The sequence below is a fragment of the Pseudomonas alcaligenes genome (assembly GCF_014490745.1).
GTDB lineage: Bacteria > Pseudomonadota > Gammaproteobacteria > Pseudomonadales > Pseudomonadaceae > Aquipseudomonas > Aquipseudomonas alcaligenes_C.
Genome location: NZ_LZEU01000001.1, coordinates 1,435,120 through 1,456,019, shown reverse-complemented (window position 1 = coordinate 1,456,019; position 20,900 = coordinate 1,435,120). Strand labels below are relative to the sequence as shown.

Below are 20,900 nucleotides of genomic sequence, written 5' to 3'. Positions count from 1 at the left end.
AACCTTCCTAGTTCGCGTAAGGGGATTGATAGGGGGAAACGGGGAGCGCCAGCGGGCCGGTCTGGTCTTCGAGCATGTAGCGCAGGTACAGACCGCCGCTCCACTGGCGATAGTCCTGGGCGTTGTCGACCCCGGCCTGGCCACCGACGAAGAAGTTGCTGCCCAGGCGGTACTCGGCCGCGCCGGACAGGTTGTAGCCGATGCCGGTATCGCTGGAGCCCTCGTATACGGCGTCGTAGCCCAGGGCCTTGCTGGCGGCGGCCTGCAGCTTGTCGTCATCCGGATAGAAGTCGGCATCGTCCTGACGGATGTGCTGCACACCCACCGAACCCTTGAGTTTGACGGTCAGGCGCTCGTAGCGACGGGCCCAGCTGACCGGCACGCCAAGGGCAAAGAAGGTCTGCGGGCTGAAGTAGCCGCCGTGGCCATAGGTGAAGTAGCCCTGGTTCTGCTGATAGCCGATACCCAGCAGGTCGAGGCCGATGGTGGACTGGCTGTTCTCGTCGTTCTGCAGGTACCAGTACACGCCGGTGCCCAGCTCGGCACGGTCGTTGTCCTCGACATGGTTGCCCAGCAGGCGATGCCAGCCGCCATAGGCATAGGCGCCCATCTCGCGGTTGTCGTAGGCCAGCTGCGCGCGTCCGCCATTGGCGGTGACCCCGCCCCACTGCTGGCCGGTGCGCTTGTCCTCGGCGCCGGCGAACGACAGCAGGCTGTCGGTGACCGCGCGCCGCGAAACCTTGGCGCTCCAGTGCAGATCCGGGCTGCCGGCGAAGGCACGCTCCAGACTGACGCCGCCGACTGCGGTGCTGTAGAGGAAGCCCTGCGGCGTGGTGCCGAGGTCAGCCTTGAGGCCTTCGCCCGGGCTGTCGAAGGCCACGGCCAGGCCGACCCCGGAATCCTTCTGCGAGCCCGGCGATACGCCCGGCTTGGCCAGCGAGGCGGCCGGGCCACCGCCGAAGCGGTCGTAGGCATTCTCATCGAGGCTGCCGGCGTTCAGCGACACCGGCGTCACCCGCACGGCCAGGCGGTTGTCGCCCAGCGGCATGCTGGCCTCGAACGGCGCTTCGACAGCGGTCAGCTTGCTCAGGCCGGATTCGCTGTCGTTGCTGCGCCCGCTCACGCCCTGTACCAGGTAGGGGCTGCGCTGCTGCAGAATATCGTCGAGGGCGCGTGCCGCCTCGCTCATGCCGGCACGCGGATCTATCTCTTCTTCGTCTTCGGCGGCCACCACAAAGGGATTGGTCTCAGGCTGCGGCTGGCGACTGAGCGGCTGCGGCGCGGCGCGGTAGGCCGGCTCCTCGGCGGCCAGCAGCGCGCTGCCGCCAACCGGGGTCGGGATGCTGCGGCTGGCCGGCGCAGGCACCGGCTCGTCGGCCAGCGCCAGGCTCTGCGCCGGCGCCGGAATCGCCTCGCCGCTGGCGGCGGCCGAGCCGATGCCGGCAAAGGGGTTGCGCGGCGCCGCGGCCGGCGCGGTGCTGGCGGCGAAGCTCGGCGTCTGCTCGAGCTTCTCCTGGGCCACGACCTTCTTCAGCAGCTCGGCAGCCTTGCCGGTGCGCCCCAGGTAGCGGTACACCCGCGCTGCCGTGGTAAGGATGTCGACATCGTTGGGCGCGCGCTTCAGCGCCCGCTCCAGAGCATCCTCGGCGTAATCGTTCTCGGCCTCCTGGGCGGCCATGTCGGCGGCGCCGACCAGCAGGTTGGCATCGTCGGGATGACGTTTGACCAGTGGCTTGAACAGCTCCAGGGCCTTGCCGGTATCGCCGTTGGCGCCGTACATGCGCGCCAGGGCGGAAACCGCCAGGCGATCCTGCGGGCGCTGGGCCAGGGCCGGCGCCAGGGTGTCGTAGGCGGCAGCCAGCTCGCCGCGCTGGCGCAGCTGCTCGGCCTGGCGCACGCGGTAATAGAACAGCAGGTCGTCGTACTGCTTGCGCTGCTCGGCGGTCATGCTGCGGCCCTGCAGGTCGCGCAGCAGCGCGGCCACTTCGGCATCCTGCTCGGCCTCCAGCAGCACCCGGCCATAGCTGAGGGTCAGCGACAGGTCAGTGCGCGGGCTGCGCGCCAGCAGGTCACGCATGATGGCGATGGCACGCTGCGGATCGGCGGCATCGGCATAAGCCGAAGCCAGGGCCGACAGCCGCGCCGGCTTGCCTTCGGCGAGGGCTTCGATGCGTCCGAGGAAGGCGCGCGCCTCGGCCTTGCGGCCGTTGCTGCTGAGCTCGTTGATCTGCTGCAGCTGCAGGTTGAAATCGACTTCGGCGACCAGGCGGTTGATGTCGGCGTTGCGCGCCTCGCGCGGAATCTGCGCCAGGGTGGTCTGCGCACGCTTCCACTCCTGCAGCTGGATCGACAGCAGGGCACTGGTGTAGAGCGCATCGCGGTCATTCGGGCGGGCCTTGAGCAGGCCATCCATCAGGCTGCGGGCTTCATCCACCGCACCGAGGTCGACATACAGGCGGGCCAGGGCGAAGCGCGCCCAGGCGTTGTTCGGGTCGTCGCGCAGGGCCGCTTCCAGCTCGCGGCGCATGCCCTGGCTGTCGCCCCGCTGCTCGGCCGCCTTGGCCCGCTGGAGCGCCTGTTCGGCACGCAGCTGGCCGAGGCCGCCGAGCTTGTCGCGCTCGCTCTTGGGCAGGCGTTCGAGCAGGCTCAGCGCCTCCTCGGGCTTGCCCTGGTCGCCCAGTACCTGGGCCAGGCCGCGCAGCGCGCGGGTCTCCTGGCTGTGCTGGGCCAGCGCCTGGCGGAAGCCCGCCTCGGCCGCCGCCAGCTCGCCCTGCTGGGCCTGCAGCTCGGCCAGGCTCAGCAGGGCCTCGGCGTCCTTGGGCTTGAGCTTGCGCGCCTGTTCCAGTTGCTGGCGGGCATCGCTACTGCGCTCACCCGCCAGGTTATCGCGGGCACGCTGCAGCAGCGACCAGTAGCGCACATCGTCCAGCGCGCTCTGCCAGGAACGCCCGCCGCCCTGCTTCACCGCGCTGGTCAGCAGCACTTCGGCGTCTTCGAAACGCTCCTGGCGCTGGCGCAGGATGCCCAGGCCGCCGAGGGCGTCGGCATCCTTGGGATGGCTCTTCAGGTAATCCGTGAGGTCGCGCTCGGCCACCGCGAGGTCGCCCTTCTCCAGTGCCTTGAGGCCACGGTCGAGCACGGGATCACGGCGCCACTGGCTGCCGCCGGCAGTGCTCGGCTGGCTGCGGCCCTTCTCCAGCTGGGCGCGGATTTCCTCGTCGTCCGGGTGGCTGCGCAGGAACTCTTCGAACAGCGGCTGCTGGGCCTTCTGCGGCGGGCCCATCCAGGTCAGGGTCAGGCGCCAGCTCTCGTCGGCGTCGCCGCCGATGTCCTCGCGCTGGGCCAGCTTGGCCAGGGCGCGGACACCCTCGGTGCGCGAGTCTTCATGGCGGGCCAGGTGCTTGGCGAGGAACAGGGCGATGTACGGATCGCTGGGCGACTCGCGCAGCAGGCGCTCCAGGCCGCTGCGCGCCTCGGCCCAGTGGCCGTCGACATAGCCGAGGTTGTTGTACACCTCGAGGCCGATCTGCCCCTGCCCCGGCTGGTCGCCCAAGGCGCGGCGGTAGACTTCGGCCGCCTGCGGCCGGTCGCTGTTTTCCACCAGTAGGCGCGCTTCGTCGAGCAGGGCCTGGTTGGCCGGATCGGCCAGGCGAATATCCTGCTCCAGCTGCAGGGCCTGGCGCGGCACCGGTTGCAGTGCCTGCAGGCGCTGCAGGTAGCCACCAGCCTGCGCCAGCCGCTTCTCCTGCACCTCGATCAGGCCCAGGCCGTACAGCGCATCGGGCTGGCCGGCGTCGAGCAGCAGCAGCTTGTTCCACACCTCGGTGGCACGCTTGGGTTTTTCCTGGGCCTGCCAGAAATGCCCCTGCTGGATCAGCAGGCTGCGCGGATCTTCCGCCTCGGCCTGGACGCTGCCGTGGGCCAGGGTGGCCAACAGTGCCAGGGTCAGTGGGCGGTAGCGGAACATGGAGTCTCCCAGCGCGGTTGCAGGCGGCCGTCGGCGGCGAAGCGGTAGAGCTGATCAGCCCAACCGAGGCCGAACAGGCTCAGCATGTAGTCGTAATAGAAAGGGGCGGGGCCGCTGCCGGCCTGCCACTTGTCCAGCGCGCCGAGGGCGTGCTGGTACTGCAGGTCGGCCAGCCAGGGCTGCTGCTTGGCCTGAAAATACGGCACCAGGGCGGCGGAGAAACCGGACGGCGCCGTGCCCTGGCCGAGGCCGCTGCGGATATCCACCTTCTCCGGCGGCATGCCGGTGGAGGCGGTGGCGCGCGCCATGCCGTCCAGGCTGGCGAGCAGCGGCGCGGCCAACGGGTCGGCCGGGTTGGTCATGCCGGCCCAGAGGTAGACGCGAATGGCATCGTAGCTGCCGATATCGCCCTTCATCGGATCCGTGGTGAACAGCCCCGCGCTGTCGGAAACCGCGCGGTAGCCAACCCAGTCGGCGGCGAAGCCGTGCTCGCCGGCTTCCTGCTGCAGGCGCACGCTGTGCTTGGCGATGGCCGCCCAGGGCCCTTTGGGATCGACGGCGGCCAGGCGGCGCAGCAGCGGCAGCGGCTGGTAGCTGGGATTGAGGCGCCACAGGTGGTCGATATGCGAGAAGCCGATCGGCCCCGGCAGCAGCACCGGGCCCAGGCCCGGCAGCTCGGTGGTTTCCTGTTTCTTGATCTGGCCCAGCAGGCTCAGCGCATCGGCGCGGTACTGCGGCTTGTGCCACAGGCGGTCGGCCTCGAGCAGGGTGTAGGCGAACCACAGGTCGGCGTCGGAGGCCGAGTTGGCGTCCTGCACTTTCCAGCTGCCATCCTTGCCCTGCCCCCACAGCCAGGCCGGCAGGATGTTCTGCGGATCGTTGCCGGCCAGGTTCTCGCGGCTCCAGCGCCAGATTTTGTCGAAGCGCGCCGGGTCGTTGGCCACCAGGGCGAAGAACAGCGCATAGGACTGCCCTTCGGAAGTGCTGTGGTTCTTCTCCAGGCTGGACTCCAGCACCCGTCCGTCAGGCTGGATCCAGCGCTCGGCGAAACGCTGCCAGTGCGGCCAGTCGACCGTGCAGGCAGCCGGCGCCGCGCTGCTGGCCAGGAAGGCCAGCACACCGGCGCACAGACTCAGGAGACGTCTGCGCATGGCTGCCTCAATCGCTCAGACGGGCGCGCGCACGGGCACGCAGGCTGACGAACAGCAGCAGGCTGACCAGGCCGACACCCAGTGCGGTGAGCAGCAGCATCCAGCCCAGGTGGCGCGACAGCAGCCACTGCAGATAGCGGAACCAGCCCAGCTCGCCGACATGGTATTGCTCGTCTGCCACCAGCGAGCTGATGCGCTTGCCGTTGATCACCGCCAGGCTGCCCTGGATCGACTGGTCGTAGTCCTCACCGCCGCGCAGGGCCGCACCGACATCGGCCAGCTTGTCCGGGCTGGCGGCGGCGATCACCACCACGCTGCGGCCGCTGTCGAGCGGCGACTCGAAACCGGTCAGGTAGGCGCCGGCGCCACCGGTGCCCAGGGCCAGGCTGCTGCGCGCCTGGCGCAGGTTGGCACGGCTGTCGGAGCTGACCCAGGAGCGCACGCGGTGCACCAGGTCGGACAGCTCGAAACTCGAGCGCCCGTCCAGGCTGGCCGGCAGCAGGTCGGCCCAGCGCTGCAGCAGCGGCTGGTTGGCACCGGAGGCCAGCACCAGCAGATCCTTGCCTTGCAGGGCGGCATCGTCGTCGCCCTGGGTCACGCTGACGCCACTGGCCGGCAGGCCGGTGGAATCACCGAAGCGTCCGAGCAGGCCCAGGTACAGGGAGAACTCCTCGGCCCCGGCGCCGTTGGGCATGACCACCGCGGTTTCCGCCAGGTCGGCCATCCGGGTGAAGGGGAAGCCGCTGCTCTGGAACACGCCCAGGTTGGGCATGGCGATGAAGTGCTCGTAGCCGCTGAGGTCGAGGGTGGAATCCGGCTCGATGGTGCCGCGCATGTTGTCGATGATGATGTCGCGGCAGTCGCCCTGCTTGATGTAGTCATACATGAAGCGCAGCTGCAGATCCGCCTGCAGCGGCAGGCTGCTGAGCGGCAGCAGCAGGTTGCTTTCCTGCAGCAGGCTGTCGTCTTCCAGCTTGGCCAGCAGCGACTGGTTGTCCTTCAGGTGCTCCAGCGACGGCAGCGGCAGCGACTTGATGAACTTGCCGCTGAGGCTGATCAGCAGCGACGAGTTGGTCGACACCGGCTGCGGCGTGTAGCGGTACTTGAGGTGCAGCGGCACGCCCTTGGCGCGCCAGTCGAACAGATCCGGCGGCAGGCGCATGGGCAGGCTGATGGTGCCCGGGTCGTAGCCCGACACGCTGAGGCGCTTGGCCTCGCTCAGCTCGCCGAGCTGTACCGGGCGGTCGCTGGGCAGCCAGTTCGGCGCATCGTAGGGCTGGCGCGGCTGCAGGCTGGCCACCTGCTCGATGCGCGCGCTGGCGCCGGACAGCAGCTTGCTGCCGCTGACCAGGGCCTGGGCGGCCTGCTTGAGCTGCTCGCCATCGCGGCCGCTGATCAGCAGCAGCTTGCCGTACGGGTCGTTGGGGTTGGCCAGCAGGCTCAGGCTCGGCCCGTCGCCCTGCGGCGCCTCGATACCGGCGATGGGCGTGGCGCCGCTGAGCAGGACGATGGCGTTGCCCTTCTCCGGCAGCTGGCCGAGGCTGACCGGGAAACGCGCGCCGCGGTAGCTGGCCAGGGCGCCGAACCACGAGGAGACCACCCCGGCGGCCTCCAGGGTACGGTTGTCCGGGGTGCCGGCGAATACGAAGGGCAGCTCCAGCGCCCGTGCATCGCGGCCATCGAAGAACGGCAGCGGCAGTTTGCTCAGATCGTCCGGCAGGGCGATCTGGGTGGTCTCCAGCTCGAGCTGGCTGCTGTTGCTGATCTTGGCCCACAGGCTGGAGTGCAGCGGATCCTCGCACATCATGGTGTAGTGGCCGATCAGCTGCAGGGTCAGGCGGTTGAACTCGGTGATCAGGTGCGCCGGAATCTCCACCTGCTGCTGTTGCAGGGTGCCGGCGGTTTCCTTGGGCAGCGGCAGGCTGGCCGCCACCTGGTCGTTGACCATCACGTTGATCTGCGACAGGTCGCTGAGCAGGGCCGGCGAGTAGCTGTATTCGAGGTTGACCCGGGCGCGGGTCACCACCTGGTCGGCACGCACGTCGAAACTGACGCTGTCGCTGCCCTCGATACCGCGCAGGTGCATCGGGTAGTTGGCGCCAAGCTGCTTGAGCGTGGCGCTGTAGCTCGGCACGAACTCGACCGGCGCCGCAGCGGCGCTCTCCTCGACCACCTCGGCCGGCACTTCGCCCGCTTCCTCGGCCCAGGCCGGAGCAGCCACGGCCAGCAACAGCGGCAGCGACAAAGCAAACCAGGCGGATGACATTCCGTTGCGTATGCGGCTCATGAGTTCCTCGGATTGGTACGGGCGGTCAACAGGGAGCGCAGCTGGAGAACCAGTACCTGCAGCGAGGCACGGGACAGCAGGCGGATGCCGCGCCAGCCGATGCCGGAGACTTCGGCCAGGGCACCCAGCGGGGTATCCACCGCACCCTTGCCCCAGGTGGAGGCCCAGGTGTCGGCGCGGGAAAAGGTCATGCGGGCCAGCTCGCTCTGCTGCTGCAGGTCGAGCTCGAGAAAGTTCAGGCCCAGGGTCTGCCCGCGGCTGAACACCACGGTGGCCGGGAATACGGCCTCGTGCTGATCGCGGAACAGCGATACCTGCACCTGTTCGCCGCGCTGCACCTGTGCGCCTTCGGGCAGGTTGATACCGACGCCGCGCTGGGAGAAGTCACTGGTGCTGCAGACGATGGTCTTGCCGTTGGCCAGACCCAGGGTGGCCGGCAGGGTGGCGAACACTCGCGGCTCGGCGCGCACCTGGCGCGCCTCGGCGGCCACCGCCACGGCGGCGGCGCTGATGATGATGTTGTACAGCGTCCAGGTCAGGTTGATCAGCAGGGTGACCGCGCTGGCCTGCGGGTCGAAGCCCAGCTTGGCCAGGCCCACTACCACTCCGAGCAGGTTGAGCAGCAGCACCACGATGTAGGGCCGCGCCATCTTCCAGTCGAAGTAGCTCTCGTCGATCACCCCGCCCTTGGCCGTCACGTTGAACTTGCCGAACTTGGGATTGACCATCGCCAGCAGCACCGGGCGCATGATGTACCAGGCCAGCACCGACTCGTAGACCTCGTTCCAGAACGAGTGGCGGAAACGCCCCTGGATGGTCGAGTTGGTGACGCTGGCGATCAGGATGTGCGGCAGCGCGTAGGCCATGATCAGCAGCGCCGGGGCCTGGAAGATCTGCGCCTCGAACAGCAGGTAGGCCAGCGGTGCGGTGAGGAACACCAGGCGTGGCAGGCCGTAGAAGAAGTGCAGCATGGCGTTCAGGTAACACAGCCGCTGGCCGAGCTTGAGGCCCTTGCCCAGCAGCGGGTTGTCGGTGCGGAAGATCTGCGCCATGCCTCGCGCCCAGCGGATGCGCTGGCCGATATGCCCGGACAGGCTCTCGGTAGCCAGGCCGGCAGCCTGGGGAATCGCCAGGTAGGCGGTGTTGTAGCCGAGGCGGTTGAGCTTGAGCGCGGTGTGCGCGTCCTCGGTCACCGTCTCGATGGCGATGCCGCCCACCTCCTCCAGCGGGCCGCGCTTGATGATGGCGCAAGAGCCGCAGAAGAAGGTGGCGTTCCACAGGTCGTTGCCGTCCTGCACCAGGCCGTAGAACAGCTCGCCCTCATTGGGCACGTTGCGGAAGGTGTCGAGGTTCTTCTCGAACGGGTCGGGCGAGAAGAAGAAGTGCGGGGTCTGCAGCATGGCCAGCTGCGGATCCTTGAGGAACCAGCCCATGCCGACCTGGAGGAAGGAACGGGTCGGTACGTGGTCGGCGTCGAAGATGGCGATGTATTCGCCCGCGGTCTGGGTCAGGGCGAAGTTGAGGTTGCCGGCCTTGGCGTGGTGGTTGTCCGGGCGAATGATGTAGCCGATGCCGACCGACTCGCAGAACTCGCGGAACTCGGCGCGGCGCCCGTCATCCAGCACGTAGACGTTGAGCTTGTCCTTCGGCCAGTCGATGGCCTGGGCGGCGAAGGCGGTCAGCTTGATGATGTCCAGCGGCTCGTTGTAGGTCGGGATGAACACATCGACGCTGGGCCACAGACTAGTATCCGCCGGCAGCGGATAGGGTTTGCGCTGCAACGGCCAGGCGGTCTGCAGGTAGCCCAGCAGCAGCACCAGCATGGCGTAGAGCTCGGCCAGCACCAGGCCGTAACCAAACAGCATGTCCACCAGGTTGTCGAAACCCAGCGACGAGGTCAGGCGCCAGTACAGGTAGCGCAGCGAGGCGATCACCGACATCACGATCATCGCCAGGATCGCCAGGCGGCTGCCACGGCGGCGCAACAACAGCGCCGCCGCCATGCAGGCGGCGGTAAACAGCATCTGCTGCTCGAGATCCAGCGGCGCGGCGATCAGTACCACCAGCAGCGCCAGCGCCAGCAGTGCCAGCAGGTTCTGCAGCAGTGGCCTGGCGAGCAGCCGAGAGAGGCCCGAGGCCGGCGCCAGGGCGCCAGCCTCCGTGAGTCGCCGGATCATGCCGGCTGCTCGACTCGGGAAACGCTGACCAGGCGGCCCACCAGGGCCTGGGCACACTCGAGGATGTCGTGGCTGCCGCGACCGTGCGGGTCGTAATCCATCACCGAGCGGTTATAGGCCAGGGCCTCGCTCACCGACTGATCACGGTGCACGCTGCCAAGCACCTGCTGGCCCAGCAGGCCATGCATGATCTGGGTGATGTCCTTGCTCAGCTGCCGCGAGTTGTCGACCTGGTTGATCAGGTAGGCGCTGCCGGCGAAGCTGTCGCGCCCCGCTGCGTAGGTCTTGATCAGCCCGTCGATCAGCGGCAGTGCGGTGTAGGAAGCGGCATCGGCCAGGCTGACCACCAGGGCCAGGTTGGCCACGGCCAGGGCCTGCTGCAGATACAGCGACGGCCCCGGCGGGGTGTCGATGATCACCAGCGCACCTTCGGCCAGCTGCAGGTCGCTCAGGCGATGGGCCAGCCACAGCGGATCGCTGTCCAGCTGCTGCTCGAAGGCGCGGCGTTGCGGCTCATCGACCTGACCGTAGGGCAGCACGAACACGCCGTTGCTGCTCGGCACGCCGAGCTCGCGCCAATCCTCGGCGAACTGCGCGATGCCCTGCTGCGGCGCAGGCGCCTGCCCGGCAGCGGGTTGGAAATGGTGATGCAGGGCATTCTGCGGATCGAGGTCGAGCGCCAGCACCGGCCGCCCGGCCTTCTGCAGGGCCGCGGCCAGGTTGGCGGCCAGGGTGCTTTTGCCCACCCCGCCCTTGGCCGACACCACGGCGATGATCTTGATCTGCTCCAGCCGCGGGCGCGCCCGCTGTAGCGGCGCTACGACTGGCGCAGCCGGCTGCGACTGCGGCGCACGGGTTTCCTCGGCCAGTTTGGCCAGCAGGCTCTGCAGGCCCTGGGCCGACCAGGCGGAGACAGCGGGAGAAGCTTCGACTTCGACAGCGGCAGGTGCTGGCTCGTCAACCACAGCGGCTGGCGCCACGTCGACCGCCTCGGCAGCCGACGCCGCCGCTGCACTCACGGCCGGCTGGCTCAGCGCCGGTACCGGCACAGCGCCCCTGGCCATGCCCGGCCAGCGTTCGCGGGAAGCGCGCTCGCTCTCGGCCTGGGTGATTTCCTGATATTGACTCGAACCACCGCCAAACTGCTGGAACAAACTGGAGATATCGCTCGAACTACTCATATCTACACACTGCTGGGCTGAGTGACGGCAGTTTAAAAAGGCAGCTCAGGGAGCCATTTGTGTCAAAAAATCAACAAATCAAATATTCTTTTTTAGAATTGCGTCAATTCTACAGCGTTATTAACGCTTGATGTCAAGTCGCCACTGCGCTAGCCGGACGAGCGTTTTTTCCGAAAAATCCTGTACAACCGACCGCGCCTGTCAAAGCAAACTACCCACCAGCACCGCCCCGCGAAAAAACGCCCTGCGCGGCGCCGCGTCACCCTCCCCTCGCCCCTGGCCGCACCATTGCAAGGCACGCCCGCACCAACTCGACGCAGCCGTGCCACGACAATTCCCGCTGACCACGCCGCAGGCCGCAGCACAGCGCACCAGAGCGGTTTGGCACGCCATTCGCTATGCAGCCGACTGCACCTACCCGCCCATGGCGGGTGTTCGCCAGACAAGATGATGCAATGGTCGACTAGGGTTCCGACCTGCCCCAGGCAGGTGGCTGGTCCGAGAGTCGACAACCTCGTACGGGGTCACACGGAGGGACAAAAGCCCGGGAGAACGCGCAGCAGCCCTGCCGTCATCCTGTCCCCCGCTTATCGCCCGAGGTCTTCATGCCGCACCGCTCCCTGTTTGCCCGTCTTACCGCCTGCTCCCTGCTCGCCCTGCTGCTTCTGCAACAACCCGCCCAGGCCGCCGAAACCCCACGCTACAAGGTGTGCTGGTCGATCTATGCCGGCTGGATGCTGTGGGGCTTCATGGCCGACCAGGGCATCATCGACAAATGGGCGAAGAAGTACGGCATCGAGATCCAGGTCGAACAGGTGCCGGACTACGTCGCCTCCATCGAGCAGTACACCGCCGGCCAGTACGACGCCTGCGCCATGACCAACATGGACGCCCTGACGATTCCGGCCGCTGCCGGCGTCGACTCCACCGCGCTGATAGTCGGCGACTTCTCCGCCGGTGCCGACGGCATCCTGGTGCGCGGCAACAACAAGGAACTCAAGGATCTCAAGGGCAAGACCATCCTCCTGGTGGAGAACTCGGTGTCCCACTACCTGCTCAGCCGCGCCCTGGAATGGGCCCACCTGAGCGAAAGCGACGTGACCGTCGAGAACGTTTCGGACAAGGATCTGGCCCAGGTCTGGCGCAGCGGCAAGGGCGATGCGTTGGTGACCTGGAACCCGATCCTCGCCGACCTGCGCCAGGACGGCGACAGCGTGCAGGTGTTCAGCTCGCACCATATTCCCGGGGAAATCCTCGACCTGCTGGTGATCAACAGCAACACCCTGGCCGCCCACCCGGAACTGGGCCGCGCCCTCACCGGCGCCTGGTTCGAAGGCATGCGCCTGATGGGCCTGCCCAACGAACAGGGCCAGGCCGCCCGGGCACAGATGGCCGCAGCTGCCGACACCACCCCGGCGGATTTCGACGAGCAGCTGAAGACCATCCGCTCGTTCTACGCCCCGCGCTCGGCCCTGGCCTTCGCCAGCAGCGAGAAGATGCCGGCACTGATGGAGCGGGTGGCCGACTTCGCCGACGCCCACAAGCTGCTCGGCAGCGACGGCAACGGCCTGCAGAGCCTGGGCATCGCCTTCAGCGGTAGCCGCGTGCTGGGTAGCTCGGCGCAGGTCAAGCTGCGCTTCGACCCGGCCTACATGCAGATGGCCACCGACAACAAGCTCTGAGCCCCACCATCAAGCACCAACAGCGAACACCGCGCACCACAAGTGCGCACCCTGCCAGGGCATGCAGCCCCCTCCACGCCGGCAAAGCCTTGCCCGGCGGGGCTCGCGACACCTGGCACGATGTTCGCTTTGCAGCAGACATGCAGAAGCTCCCCGCAAGGGGTGCGGCACTACAACTTGCAATGGCTGACTAGGGTTCCGGCTCGCCGTTCTCCAGAGAGACAGGCGAGTGGCTGGTCCGAGAGTCGGCGACCTCGTTCGGGGTTACACGGCGGGACAAAAGCCCGGGAGAACGCGCCACCTGATGATTCAGGCCAGTGCCGCGCCGCTCCTGCCCGTATTCCCTGAACTGGAGGTTCACCATGCGCAAGCCCCTGCTCTCCTCGCTGATCGCCGCCGGCCTCGCTGCCGCGCTGAGCATCCCTGCCCACGCCGAGAAGAAAGACCACTTCAACGTCTGCTGGACCATCTACGCCGGCTGGATGCCGTGGGAATACGGCGCGGCCCAGGGCATCGTCGACAAGTGGGCGAAGAAGTACGACATCGCCATCGACGTGGTACAGCTCAACGACTACGTCGAGTCGATCAACCAGTACACCGCCGGCCAGTTCGACGGCTGCACCATGACCAACATGGACGCCCTGACCATTCCCGCCGCCGGTGGCGTGGACAGCACCGCGCTGATCGTCGGCGACTTCTCCAACGGCAACGACGGCATCGTCATCAAGGGCGAGAAGAAGACCCTCGGCGACCTCAAGGGCCAGGACGTCAATCTGGTCGAGCTGTCCGTGTCCCACTACCTGCTGGCCCGCGGTCTGGAGCGTGCCGGTCTGGCCGAGAAAGACCTGAAGGTGGTCAACACCTCCGACGCCGACATGGTTGCCGCCTTCGCCACCGATGACGTCAAGGCCGTGGCCACCTGGAACCCGCTGCTGGCCGAGATCGAAGCCACCCCGGCGGTGACCAAGGTGTTCGACTCCAGCCAGATTCCCGGCGAGATCATCGACCTGATGGTGGTCAACAGCGAGACCCTCAAGGACAACCCCGAGCTGGGCAAGGCGCTGACCGGTGCCTGGTACGAAATCATGGCCACCATGAGCGCCGACTCGGCCGCCGGCAAGGCCGCCCGCGAGCACATGGCCAAGGCCTCCGGTACCGACCTGGCCGGCTACGAAGCGCAGCTCGCCGCCACCAAGATGTTCTACAGCGCCAAGGATGCGGTGGCCTTCGCCAACAGCGCGAAACTGCCGGCGACCATGAGCAAGGTGGCCGAGTTCTCCTTCACCCACGGCCTGCTCGGCGAAGGTGCACAAGGCGCCGACGCCGTCGGCATGGCCTTCGCCAAGGACGTCAGCACCGGCGACAAGGGCAACCTCAAGCTGCGCTTCGACCCGACGTTCATGCAGATGGCGGCCGACGGCAAGCTGTAAGAGCACTGGCTCTTAGCCCCCTCTCCCCCTGGGAGAGGGGAATGTCGAATCCCGAGGAACGCCATGCGCCTGATCAACCGACACCCGGATCGCGGCGGCCGCCTGCTGCTGCTCCTGTTGCCCTTCGCCCTGCTGCTGTTCGCCTACTTCACCGGCTCGGCGGCGCGGCTGACGGACAACCCCAACGACAAGCTGCTGCCCAGCGCCAGCCAGATGGCCAGCGCCATCGATCGCCTGGCCTTCAGCGAGGACAAGCGCAGCGGCCACTACCTGTTCTGGCAAGACAGTACCGCCAGCCTGTCGCGCCTGGGCCTGGGCATCGGCATCGCCGCCCTGGCCGGCCTGTGCCTAGGCATCGCCGCCGGCATCCTGCCGCTGCTGCGCGCCCCGCTGTCGCCGCTGCTGACCGTGCTGTCGATGATTCCGCCGCTGGCGATCCTGCCGATCCTGTTCATCGTCTTCGGCCTCGGCGAGCTGTCCAAGGTGATGCTGATCGTGATCGGCATCACCCCGGTGCTGGCCCGCGACCTGGAACAGCGCGCCCGCGAAATCCCCACGGAAATTCTGATCAAGGCGCAGACCCTCGGCGCCAGCACCTGGACGCTGATCCTGCGCGTGGTGCTGCCGCAGCTGCTGCCGCGCCTGCTGATCGCCCTGCGCCTGGTGCTCGGCTCGGCCTGGCTGTTCCTCATCGCTGCCGAAGCCATCGCCAGCACCGACGGCCTCGGCTATCGCATCTTCCTGGTACGCCGCTACATGGCCATGGACGTGATCCTGCCGTACGTGGTGTGGATCACCCTGCTCGCCTGGCTGATGGATCTGGGCCTGCGCCAGCTCACCCGCCTGTGCTTCCCCTGGTATGAAGGAGCCAAGGCATGAAACCTACAGAGAGCGGCGTAGTAGGCGCCTTTATCGAGGTGAAGAACGTCTGGCAGGAGTACGGCGATCAGGTCGTGCTTGAGCGTTTAAACCTGAGCATCAACGAAGGCGAATTCTGCACCCTGGTCGGCGCCTCCGGCTGCGGCAAGTCGACCTTCCTGCGCCTGTTGCTGGGCCAGGAACGCGCCAGCCGTGGCGAAATCCTCCTCGCCGGCCAGCCGCTGGTGGCCGAGCCGGATGCCAGCCGCGGTGTGGTGTTCCAGCGCTACTCGGTGTTCCCCCACCTCTCCGTGCTGGACAACGTCGCCATCGGCCTGGAACTGCCACGCTCGCCGCTGCTCGGTCGCCTGTTCGGCGCCGCCAAGCGCGAGGCCCGCGCCCAGGCCGAAGTGATCCTCAACAAAGTCGGCCTCGGCCACGCCCTGGACAAATACCCCAGCCAGCTCTCCGGCGGCATGCAGCAACGCCTGGCCATCGCCCAGGCGCTGATCATGAAACCGCGCGTGCTGCTGCTCGACGAACCCTTCGGCGCCCTCGACCCGGGCATCCGCAAGGACATGCACAGCCTGCTGCTGGAGCTGTGGCACGAGACCAAGCTGACCGTGTTCATGGTCACCCATGACCTCTCCGAGGGCTTCAGCCTCGGCACCCGCCTGCTGGTGTTCGACAAGACCCGCATCGACCCGCACGCACCGAACGCCTTCGGCGCGCGCATCACCTACGACATCCCCCTCAACAGCGACCGCCGCGCCACCCGCGCAGCCGTCGCGGAGCTGCCGGCGCATGTCACCGGCAAGCTGCAACCGGCCCTGTAAGGAGATCCCATGAGCGCATCCCTGAGTCTGCTGCCCAGCCTGTACGAGGAAGTCGTACCCGGCGGCGGCCACACCTCCTTCGTTCTCAAGCGCGGCCAGCTGCTGCGCATCACCGATCTGGAAGGTGGCGCCAACGTCAGCCTGCTACTGCTCAGCGCCGCCGAGAAAAGCGAGCGCCTCAACCTGCCGGACACCCTCAAGGGCCAGCACACCGCCAAGCTCACCGCCGGCCACTGCCTGTACTCGGACATGGGCCGCGTGCTGGCCGCCATCACCGCCGACACCTGCGGCTGGCATGACAGCTTCGGCGGCGTGCTGTCGGCTGCCGAGGTCGCCGAGAAGTACGGCGCCGGGCGCTACCAGGAACTGCGCAACGGTTTCTTCCGCAACGGCGTGGACAACCTGCTGGTGGAAATGGGCAAGTGGAACCTCAACCTGCAGGATCTGCTGATGACCCTCAACCTGTTCAGCAAGGTGACGGTCGACGGCAACGGCGCCTTCCACTTCGAGCCCGGCAACTCCAAGGCCGGCGACTACCTCGAGCTGTATGCGCCGATGGATTGCCTGGTGCTGCTCACCGCCCTGCAGCACCCGCTCGACCCCAATCCGCAGTACGCGCCCAAGCCGGTACAACTGAGCTGGCGCAAGGTGGAAAGCGACGGCATCAGCGTGCTCTGCCGCACCTCGCGCCCGGAGAACGGCCGCGGCTTCCACAACACCGAACGCCTGTATATCTGAGGGTTGCACCATGTCCGTGATCGAAAGCTCCCTGCACCCCGAAACCGCCGTGTTCCGCCATGTGATCCCGGCCGGCGAGCCCTACCTGTTCGAGGTCAAGGCCGGGCAGACCCTGCGCCTGCTCGACCTGGAAGGCAACCAGGCGGTCGACACCCTGTTCTATAGCGCCCGCAACCCGCGCGAGCGCTACGACCCGCAGCGCACCCTGCGCAAGCAGAACAATGTCTACCTCACCAGCGGCAGCGTTCTCTACTCCAACCTGGGCAATCCGCTGCTGACCATAGTGGCCGACACCTGCGGCCGCCACGACACCCTCGGCGGCGCCTGCGCCCAGGAAAGCAACACGGTGCGCTATGCCCTGGACAAGCGCTACATGCACAGCTGCCGCGACAACTTCCTGCGCGCCAGCCTGCACGACGGCCGCCTGGAGAAGCGTGACATCGGCGCCAACATCAACTTCTTCATGAACGTGCCGGTGACGCCCGAGGGCGGCCTGACCTTCGAGGACGGCATCTCCGCGCCGGGCAAGTACGTCGAGCTGAAGGCGCACATGGATGTGATCGTGCTGATCTCCAACTGCCCGCAACTGAACAACCCGTGCAACGGCTGGAACCCGACCCCGGCCGAGGTGCTGGTATGGGACTGAACCGGTTTATTCCGGACTCCGTCCGGAGCGCTGGGGGCCCTGCTCGCCTGCGCCTGTGGCTGTACCAGCTATGCCAGAGCCGCTCGGGGCAGTGTCTGAGCGCTTCCTCACCTCTCCCTCCGGGAGAGGGGCCGGGGGTGAGGGATGCCCGATCCAACACTGAAAGCCCCTCACCCTAACCCTCTCCCAAAGGGAGAGGGGATTAAGAACAGCGCGGACTCCAACTCCGCAAATCACCCCGGACGACCGGGGTGCAGACCGAATAGCGGCGGGACGGCCCGCCAACCCTTTCGAGGGCCAGCAAATGTTCGACAAACTCCTGATCGCCAACCGCGGTGCCATTGCCTGCCGCATCCTGCGCACCCTGCGCGCGCTCGACGTCCAGGGCGTGGCCGTGTACTCCGAGGCCGACGCCGCCAGCCTGCATATCCAGCAGGCCGATGAGGCCTTCAGCCTCGGCGAAGGCCCGGCCTCCAATACCTATCTGGTGGTCGACAAGATCCTCGCCGTGGCCAAGCAGACTGGTGCCAAAGCCATCCATCCCGGCTACGGCTTCCTCTCCGAGAACGCCGCCTTCGCCGAGGCCTGCGAGGCCGCCGGCATCGCCTTTGTCGGCCCGACCCCGGAGCAGCTGCGCGTCTTCGGCCTCAAACACACCGCCAGATCACTCGCGAAACAGCACGGCGTGCCAATGCTGGAAGGCACCGAGCTGCTGGAAAACCTCGACGCCGCACTCAAGGCCGGTGAGGAAGTCGGCTACCCGGTGATGCTGAAAAGCACCGCCGGCGGTGGCGGCATCGGCATGCGCGTGTGCCGCTCGGCCTCCGAACTCTCCGACGCCTTCGAGGCGGTCAAGCGCCTGGGGCAGAACAACTTCAGCGACAGCGGCGTGTTCATCGAGAAGTACATCCAGCGCGCCCGCCACCTGGAAGTACAGGTATTCGGCGATGGCGCCGGCGAAGTGCTGGCCCTCGGCGTGCGCGACTGCTCGGTGCAGCGGCGTAATCAGAAAGTGCTGGAAGAAACCCCGGCACCCAATCTGCCGGCCGGCATGGCCGACGAGCTGTGCGCGGCAGCGATCAAGCTGGCCAAGGCAATCAGCTACCGCAGCGCCGGCACCGTGGAATTCGTCTACGACAGCGAGGCCGAGCGCTTCTACTTCCTCGAAGTGAACACCCGCCTGCAGGTCGAGCACGGCGTCACCGAACAGGTGTGGGGCGTCGACCTGGTGCGCTGGATGATCGAACTGGCGGCCGGCGATCTGGCGCCGCTGAGCGAACTGGCGAAGAACCTGAAACCCAGCGGCCATGCCATCCAGGCCCGTCTGTACGCCGAAGACCCGGGCCGCGACTTCCAGCCCAGCCCCGGCCTGCTGACTGCAGTGCAATTCCCGGCGGCCGACGGCAAGGCGCTGCGCATCGACACCTGGGTCGAAGCCGGCTGCGAGATCCCACCCTACTTCGACCCGATGATTGCCAAGGTCATCACCTGGCAACCGACCCGTGCCGAAGCCAGCGCCGCGCTGAACCAGGCCCTGGCCGATACCCTGCTGTACGGCGTGGAAACCAACAGCCAGTACCTGCGGCAGATCCTGGTCGACGCGCCCTTCGCCAGCGGCTCGCCCTGGACTCGCTGCCTGGAAAGCCTGACCTACCAGGCGCATACCTTCGAGGTGCTCTCCGCCGGCACCCAGACCACAGTGCAGGACTTCCCCGGCCGCCTCGGCTACTGGGCAGTCGGCGTGCCACCGTCGGGGCCGATGGATGACCGCGCGCTGCGCCTGGGCAACCGCCTGCTGGGCAACGCCGAAGGCGCCGCCGGCCTGGAAATCACCATGAGCGGCCCGCTGCTGCGCTTCAACACCGATGCGGTGGTGGCGGTGACCGGTGCGCAAATCCCGCTGAGTGTGGATGGTGTGGCGCAACCGCTGAACACCGCGCTGCTGATCAAGGCCGGCAGCACCCTGAGCCTCGGCACCATCGCCGGTAGCGGCGCACGGTCTTATCTGACTCTGCGCGGCGGCCTGCAGGTGCCGGAATACCTGGGCTCGAAAAGCACTTTCACCCTCGGTCAGTTCGGCGGCCACGGCGGCCGCGCCCTGCGTGCCGGCGACGTACTGCATATCCCGGCCTTGAGCGATGCGGACAACGGCGCGCAGCTGCCCGAAGAGCTGTGCACCGCCCTGCCCGCCGTCCGCGAAATCCGCGTGATCTACGGCCCGCACGGCGCGCCGGAATACTTCACCCCGACCTATATCGACACCTTCCTCGCCACCGACTGGGAAGTGCACTTCAACTCCAGCCGCACCGGCGTGCGCCTGATCGGCCCGAAACCGGAGTGGGTGCGCGACAGCGGCGGCGAAGCCGGCCTGCACCCGTCGAATATCCACGACAACCCGTATGCGATTGGTGCCGTCGATTTTACCGGCGATATGCCGGTGATCCTCGGCCCGGACGGCCCGAGCCTGGGCGGCTTCGTCTGCCCGGTGACCATCATCGAGGCCGACCTCTGGCAACTCGGCCAGCTCAAGGCAGGCGACAAGCTGCGCTTCGTACCCGTCAACATCGACACCGCGCGCCAACTGGCCAAGGCACGCAAGGCGGAAGTCGCCGGACTGGAAGCGGTGGCAGTGAACTGGAAGCCGATCCCGCTGGAGCCGCCGGTGATTCTCGATATCGGCAGCCAGGACAAGCGCCTGGTCGCCCGCCTCTCCGGCGACACCCACCTGCTGCTGGAAATCGGCCAGGCCGAGCTGGATCTGGTGCTGCGCTTCCGCGGCCATGCGCTGATGCAGGCACTGGAAGCCAAGAACCTCAAGGGCGTGATCGACCTGACCCCGGGCATCCGCTCACTGCAGGTGCACTACCAGCCGGAAACCCTGTCGCTGGCCAACCTGCTGGCGGTGGTGATCGGCGAGTGGGACGCAGTGTGCAACGCCCAGGACCTCAAGGTGCCGTCGCGCATCGTCCACCTGCCGCTGTCCTGGGACGACCCGGCCTGCCAGCTGGCCATCGACAAGTACATGACCACGGTGCGCAAGGACGCGCCTTGGTGCCCGAGCAACCTGGAATTTATCCGCCGGATCAACGACCTGCCCAACCTCGACGAGGTCTACAAGACCGTGTTCGACGCCAGTTACCTGGTGATGGGCCTGGGCGATGTCTACCTCGGTGCGCCGGTGGCCACGCCGCTGGATCCGCGCCACCGCCTGGTCACCACCAAGTACAACCCGGCGCGCACCTGGACCGCCGAGAACTCGGTGGGCATCGGCGGCGCCTACATGTGCGTGTACGGCATGGAAGGCCCCGGTGGTTACCAGTTCGTCGGCCGCACCCTGCAGATGTGGAACCGCTACCGCGAAGTCGCCGCCTTCCACGGCAAGCCCTGGCTGCTGCGCTTCTTCGACCAGATCCGCTTCTACCCGGTGGGGGCCGAAGAGCTGCTGCAGATCCGCCGCGACTTCCCCCTCGGCCGCTATGAACTGCGCATCGAAGACAGCGAACTGGCCCTGGCCGACTACCAGGACTTCCTCGCCGAGGAAGCCGAAGGCATCGACGCCTTCCGCAGCCAGCAACGCGCCGCCTTCGACGCCGAACGCCAGCGCTGGATCGCCTCCGGCCAGGCCCATTACGAGAGCGAGGAAGTAGCCGCCGATCTGGGCGATGACGCCCCGCTCACCGCCGGCCAGCACAGCATCGACAGCCATATCGCCGGCAACCTCTGGCAGGTACAGGTCGAGGCAGGCCACTCGGTGAAGGCCGGCGATGTGCTGGTGATCCTCGAGTCGATGAAGATGGAAATCCCCCTCACCGCCCCGCGCGACGGCGTGGTGCGCGAGGTGCGCGTGCAACCCGGCTCGCCGGTGCGCGCCGGCCAGCGCGTGGTGGTGCTGGAAGAAGCCTGAAGCTGAGCCGAGTGGTGGACGGAAGAACACCATCCGCCTACAC

General features: G+C 67.4%; 12 protein-coding genes and 2 riboswitches. Of the genes, 7 read left to right on the top strand and 5 right to left on the bottom strand.

Annotated elements, in window-relative coordinates:
- Positions 1-7 precede the first annotated feature (7 nt).
- Genes A9179_RS06500 through bcsQ form a run of 5 tightly spaced genes read right to left on the bottom strand, consistent with a single transcriptional unit; the run spans position 8 to position 10,763 of the window.
- Positions 8-3,967, bottom strand: a complete 3,960-nt coding sequence (locus A9179_RS06500) for a cellulose biosynthesis protein BcsC (RefSeq protein WP_187805015.1) — start codon at positions 3,965-3,967, stop codon at positions 8-10.
- A complete protein-coding gene (gene bcsZ / locus A9179_RS06495) occupies positions 3,946-5,118 on the bottom strand; it encodes a cellulose synthase complex periplasmic endoglucanase BcsZ (RefSeq protein ID WP_187805014.1) in 1,173 nt (390 codons plus the stop codon). The genes A9179_RS06500 and bcsZ overlap by 22 nt, the downstream gene beginning before the upstream one ends.
- Positions 5,119-5,125: 7 nt before the next feature.
- A complete protein-coding gene (bcsB, locus tag A9179_RS06490; RefSeq protein ID WP_262410541.1) occupies positions 5,126-7,405 on the bottom strand; it encodes a cellulose biosynthesis cyclic di-GMP-binding regulatory protein BcsB in 2,280 nt (759 codons plus the stop codon).
- Positions 7,402-9,582 (bottom strand): UDP-forming cellulose synthase catalytic subunit, encoded by a 2,181-nt coding sequence (bcsA, locus tag A9179_RS06485; RefSeq protein ID WP_187805013.1) that lies wholly within the window; start codon positions 9,580-9,582, stop codon positions 7,402-7,404. The genes bcsB and bcsA overlap by 4 nt, the downstream gene beginning before the upstream one ends.
- The gene (gene bcsQ / locus A9179_RS06480) at positions 9,579-10,763 is read right to left on the bottom strand and encodes a cellulose biosynthesis protein BcsQ (protein ID WP_223123176.1); all 1,185 of its coding nucleotides are present in this window, start codon (positions 10,761-10,763) and stop codon (positions 9,579-9,581) included. Before bcsQ ends, bcsA begins: the two co-directional genes overlap by 4 nt.
- Positions 10,764-11,215: 452 nt before the next feature.
- A riboswitch (guanidine-I (ykkC/yxkD leader) is annotated at positions 11,216-11,316 on the top strand.
- Positions 11,317-11,368: 52 nt separating this feature from the next.
- Between bcsQ and A9179_RS06475 the strand changes: the two genes are divergently transcribed.
- The 7 genes from A9179_RS06475 (at position 11,369) to uca (ending at position 20,857) form a co-directional block, all read left to right on the top strand.
- A complete protein-coding gene (locus A9179_RS06475) occupies positions 11,369-12,445 on the top strand; it encodes a putative urea ABC transporter substrate-binding protein (RefSeq protein WP_187805012.1) in 1,077 nt (358 codons plus the stop codon).
- Positions 12,446-12,624: 179 nt separating this feature from the next.
- A riboswitch (guanidine-I (ykkC/yxkD leader) is annotated at positions 12,625-12,738 on the top strand.
- A gap of 69 nt (positions 12,739-12,807) precedes the next feature.
- Complete coding sequence (locus tag A9179_RS06470) at positions 12,808-13,875, top strand: putative urea ABC transporter substrate-binding protein (RefSeq protein WP_187805011.1); 1,068 nt, start codon at positions 12,808-12,810, stop codon at positions 13,873-13,875.
- A 63-nt stretch (positions 13,876-13,938) separates the two neighbouring features.
- The gene (locus A9179_RS06465; protein ID WP_187805010.1) at positions 13,939-14,754 is read left to right on the top strand and encodes an ABC transporter permease; all 816 of its coding nucleotides are present in this window, start codon (positions 13,939-13,941) and stop codon (positions 14,752-14,754) included.
- Complete coding sequence (locus A9179_RS06460; protein WP_187805009.1) at positions 14,751-15,569, top strand: ABC transporter ATP-binding protein; 819 nt, start codon at positions 14,751-14,753, stop codon at positions 15,567-15,569. The genes A9179_RS06465 and A9179_RS06460 overlap by 4 nt, the downstream gene beginning before the upstream one ends.
- Before the next feature lie 9 nt (positions 15,570-15,578).
- Positions 15,579-16,307, top strand: a complete 729-nt coding sequence (locus A9179_RS06455) for an urea amidolyase associated protein UAAP1 (RefSeq protein ID WP_187805008.1) — start codon at positions 15,579-15,581, stop codon at positions 16,305-16,307.
- 10 nt (positions 16,308-16,317) lie between these two features.
- On the top strand, positions 16,318-16,953 hold the full coding sequence (locus A9179_RS06450) for an urea amidolyase associated protein UAAP2 (RefSeq protein WP_187805007.1): 636 nt from the start codon (positions 16,318-16,320) through the stop codon (positions 16,951-16,953).
- Between the two features lie 304 nt (positions 16,954-17,257).
- Positions 17,258-20,857, top strand: coding sequence for an urea carboxylase (uca, locus tag A9179_RS06445; protein WP_187805006.1), 3,600 nt, complete (start codon positions 17,258-17,260; stop codon positions 20,855-20,857).
- Positions 20,858-20,900: the final 43 nt, after the last annotated feature.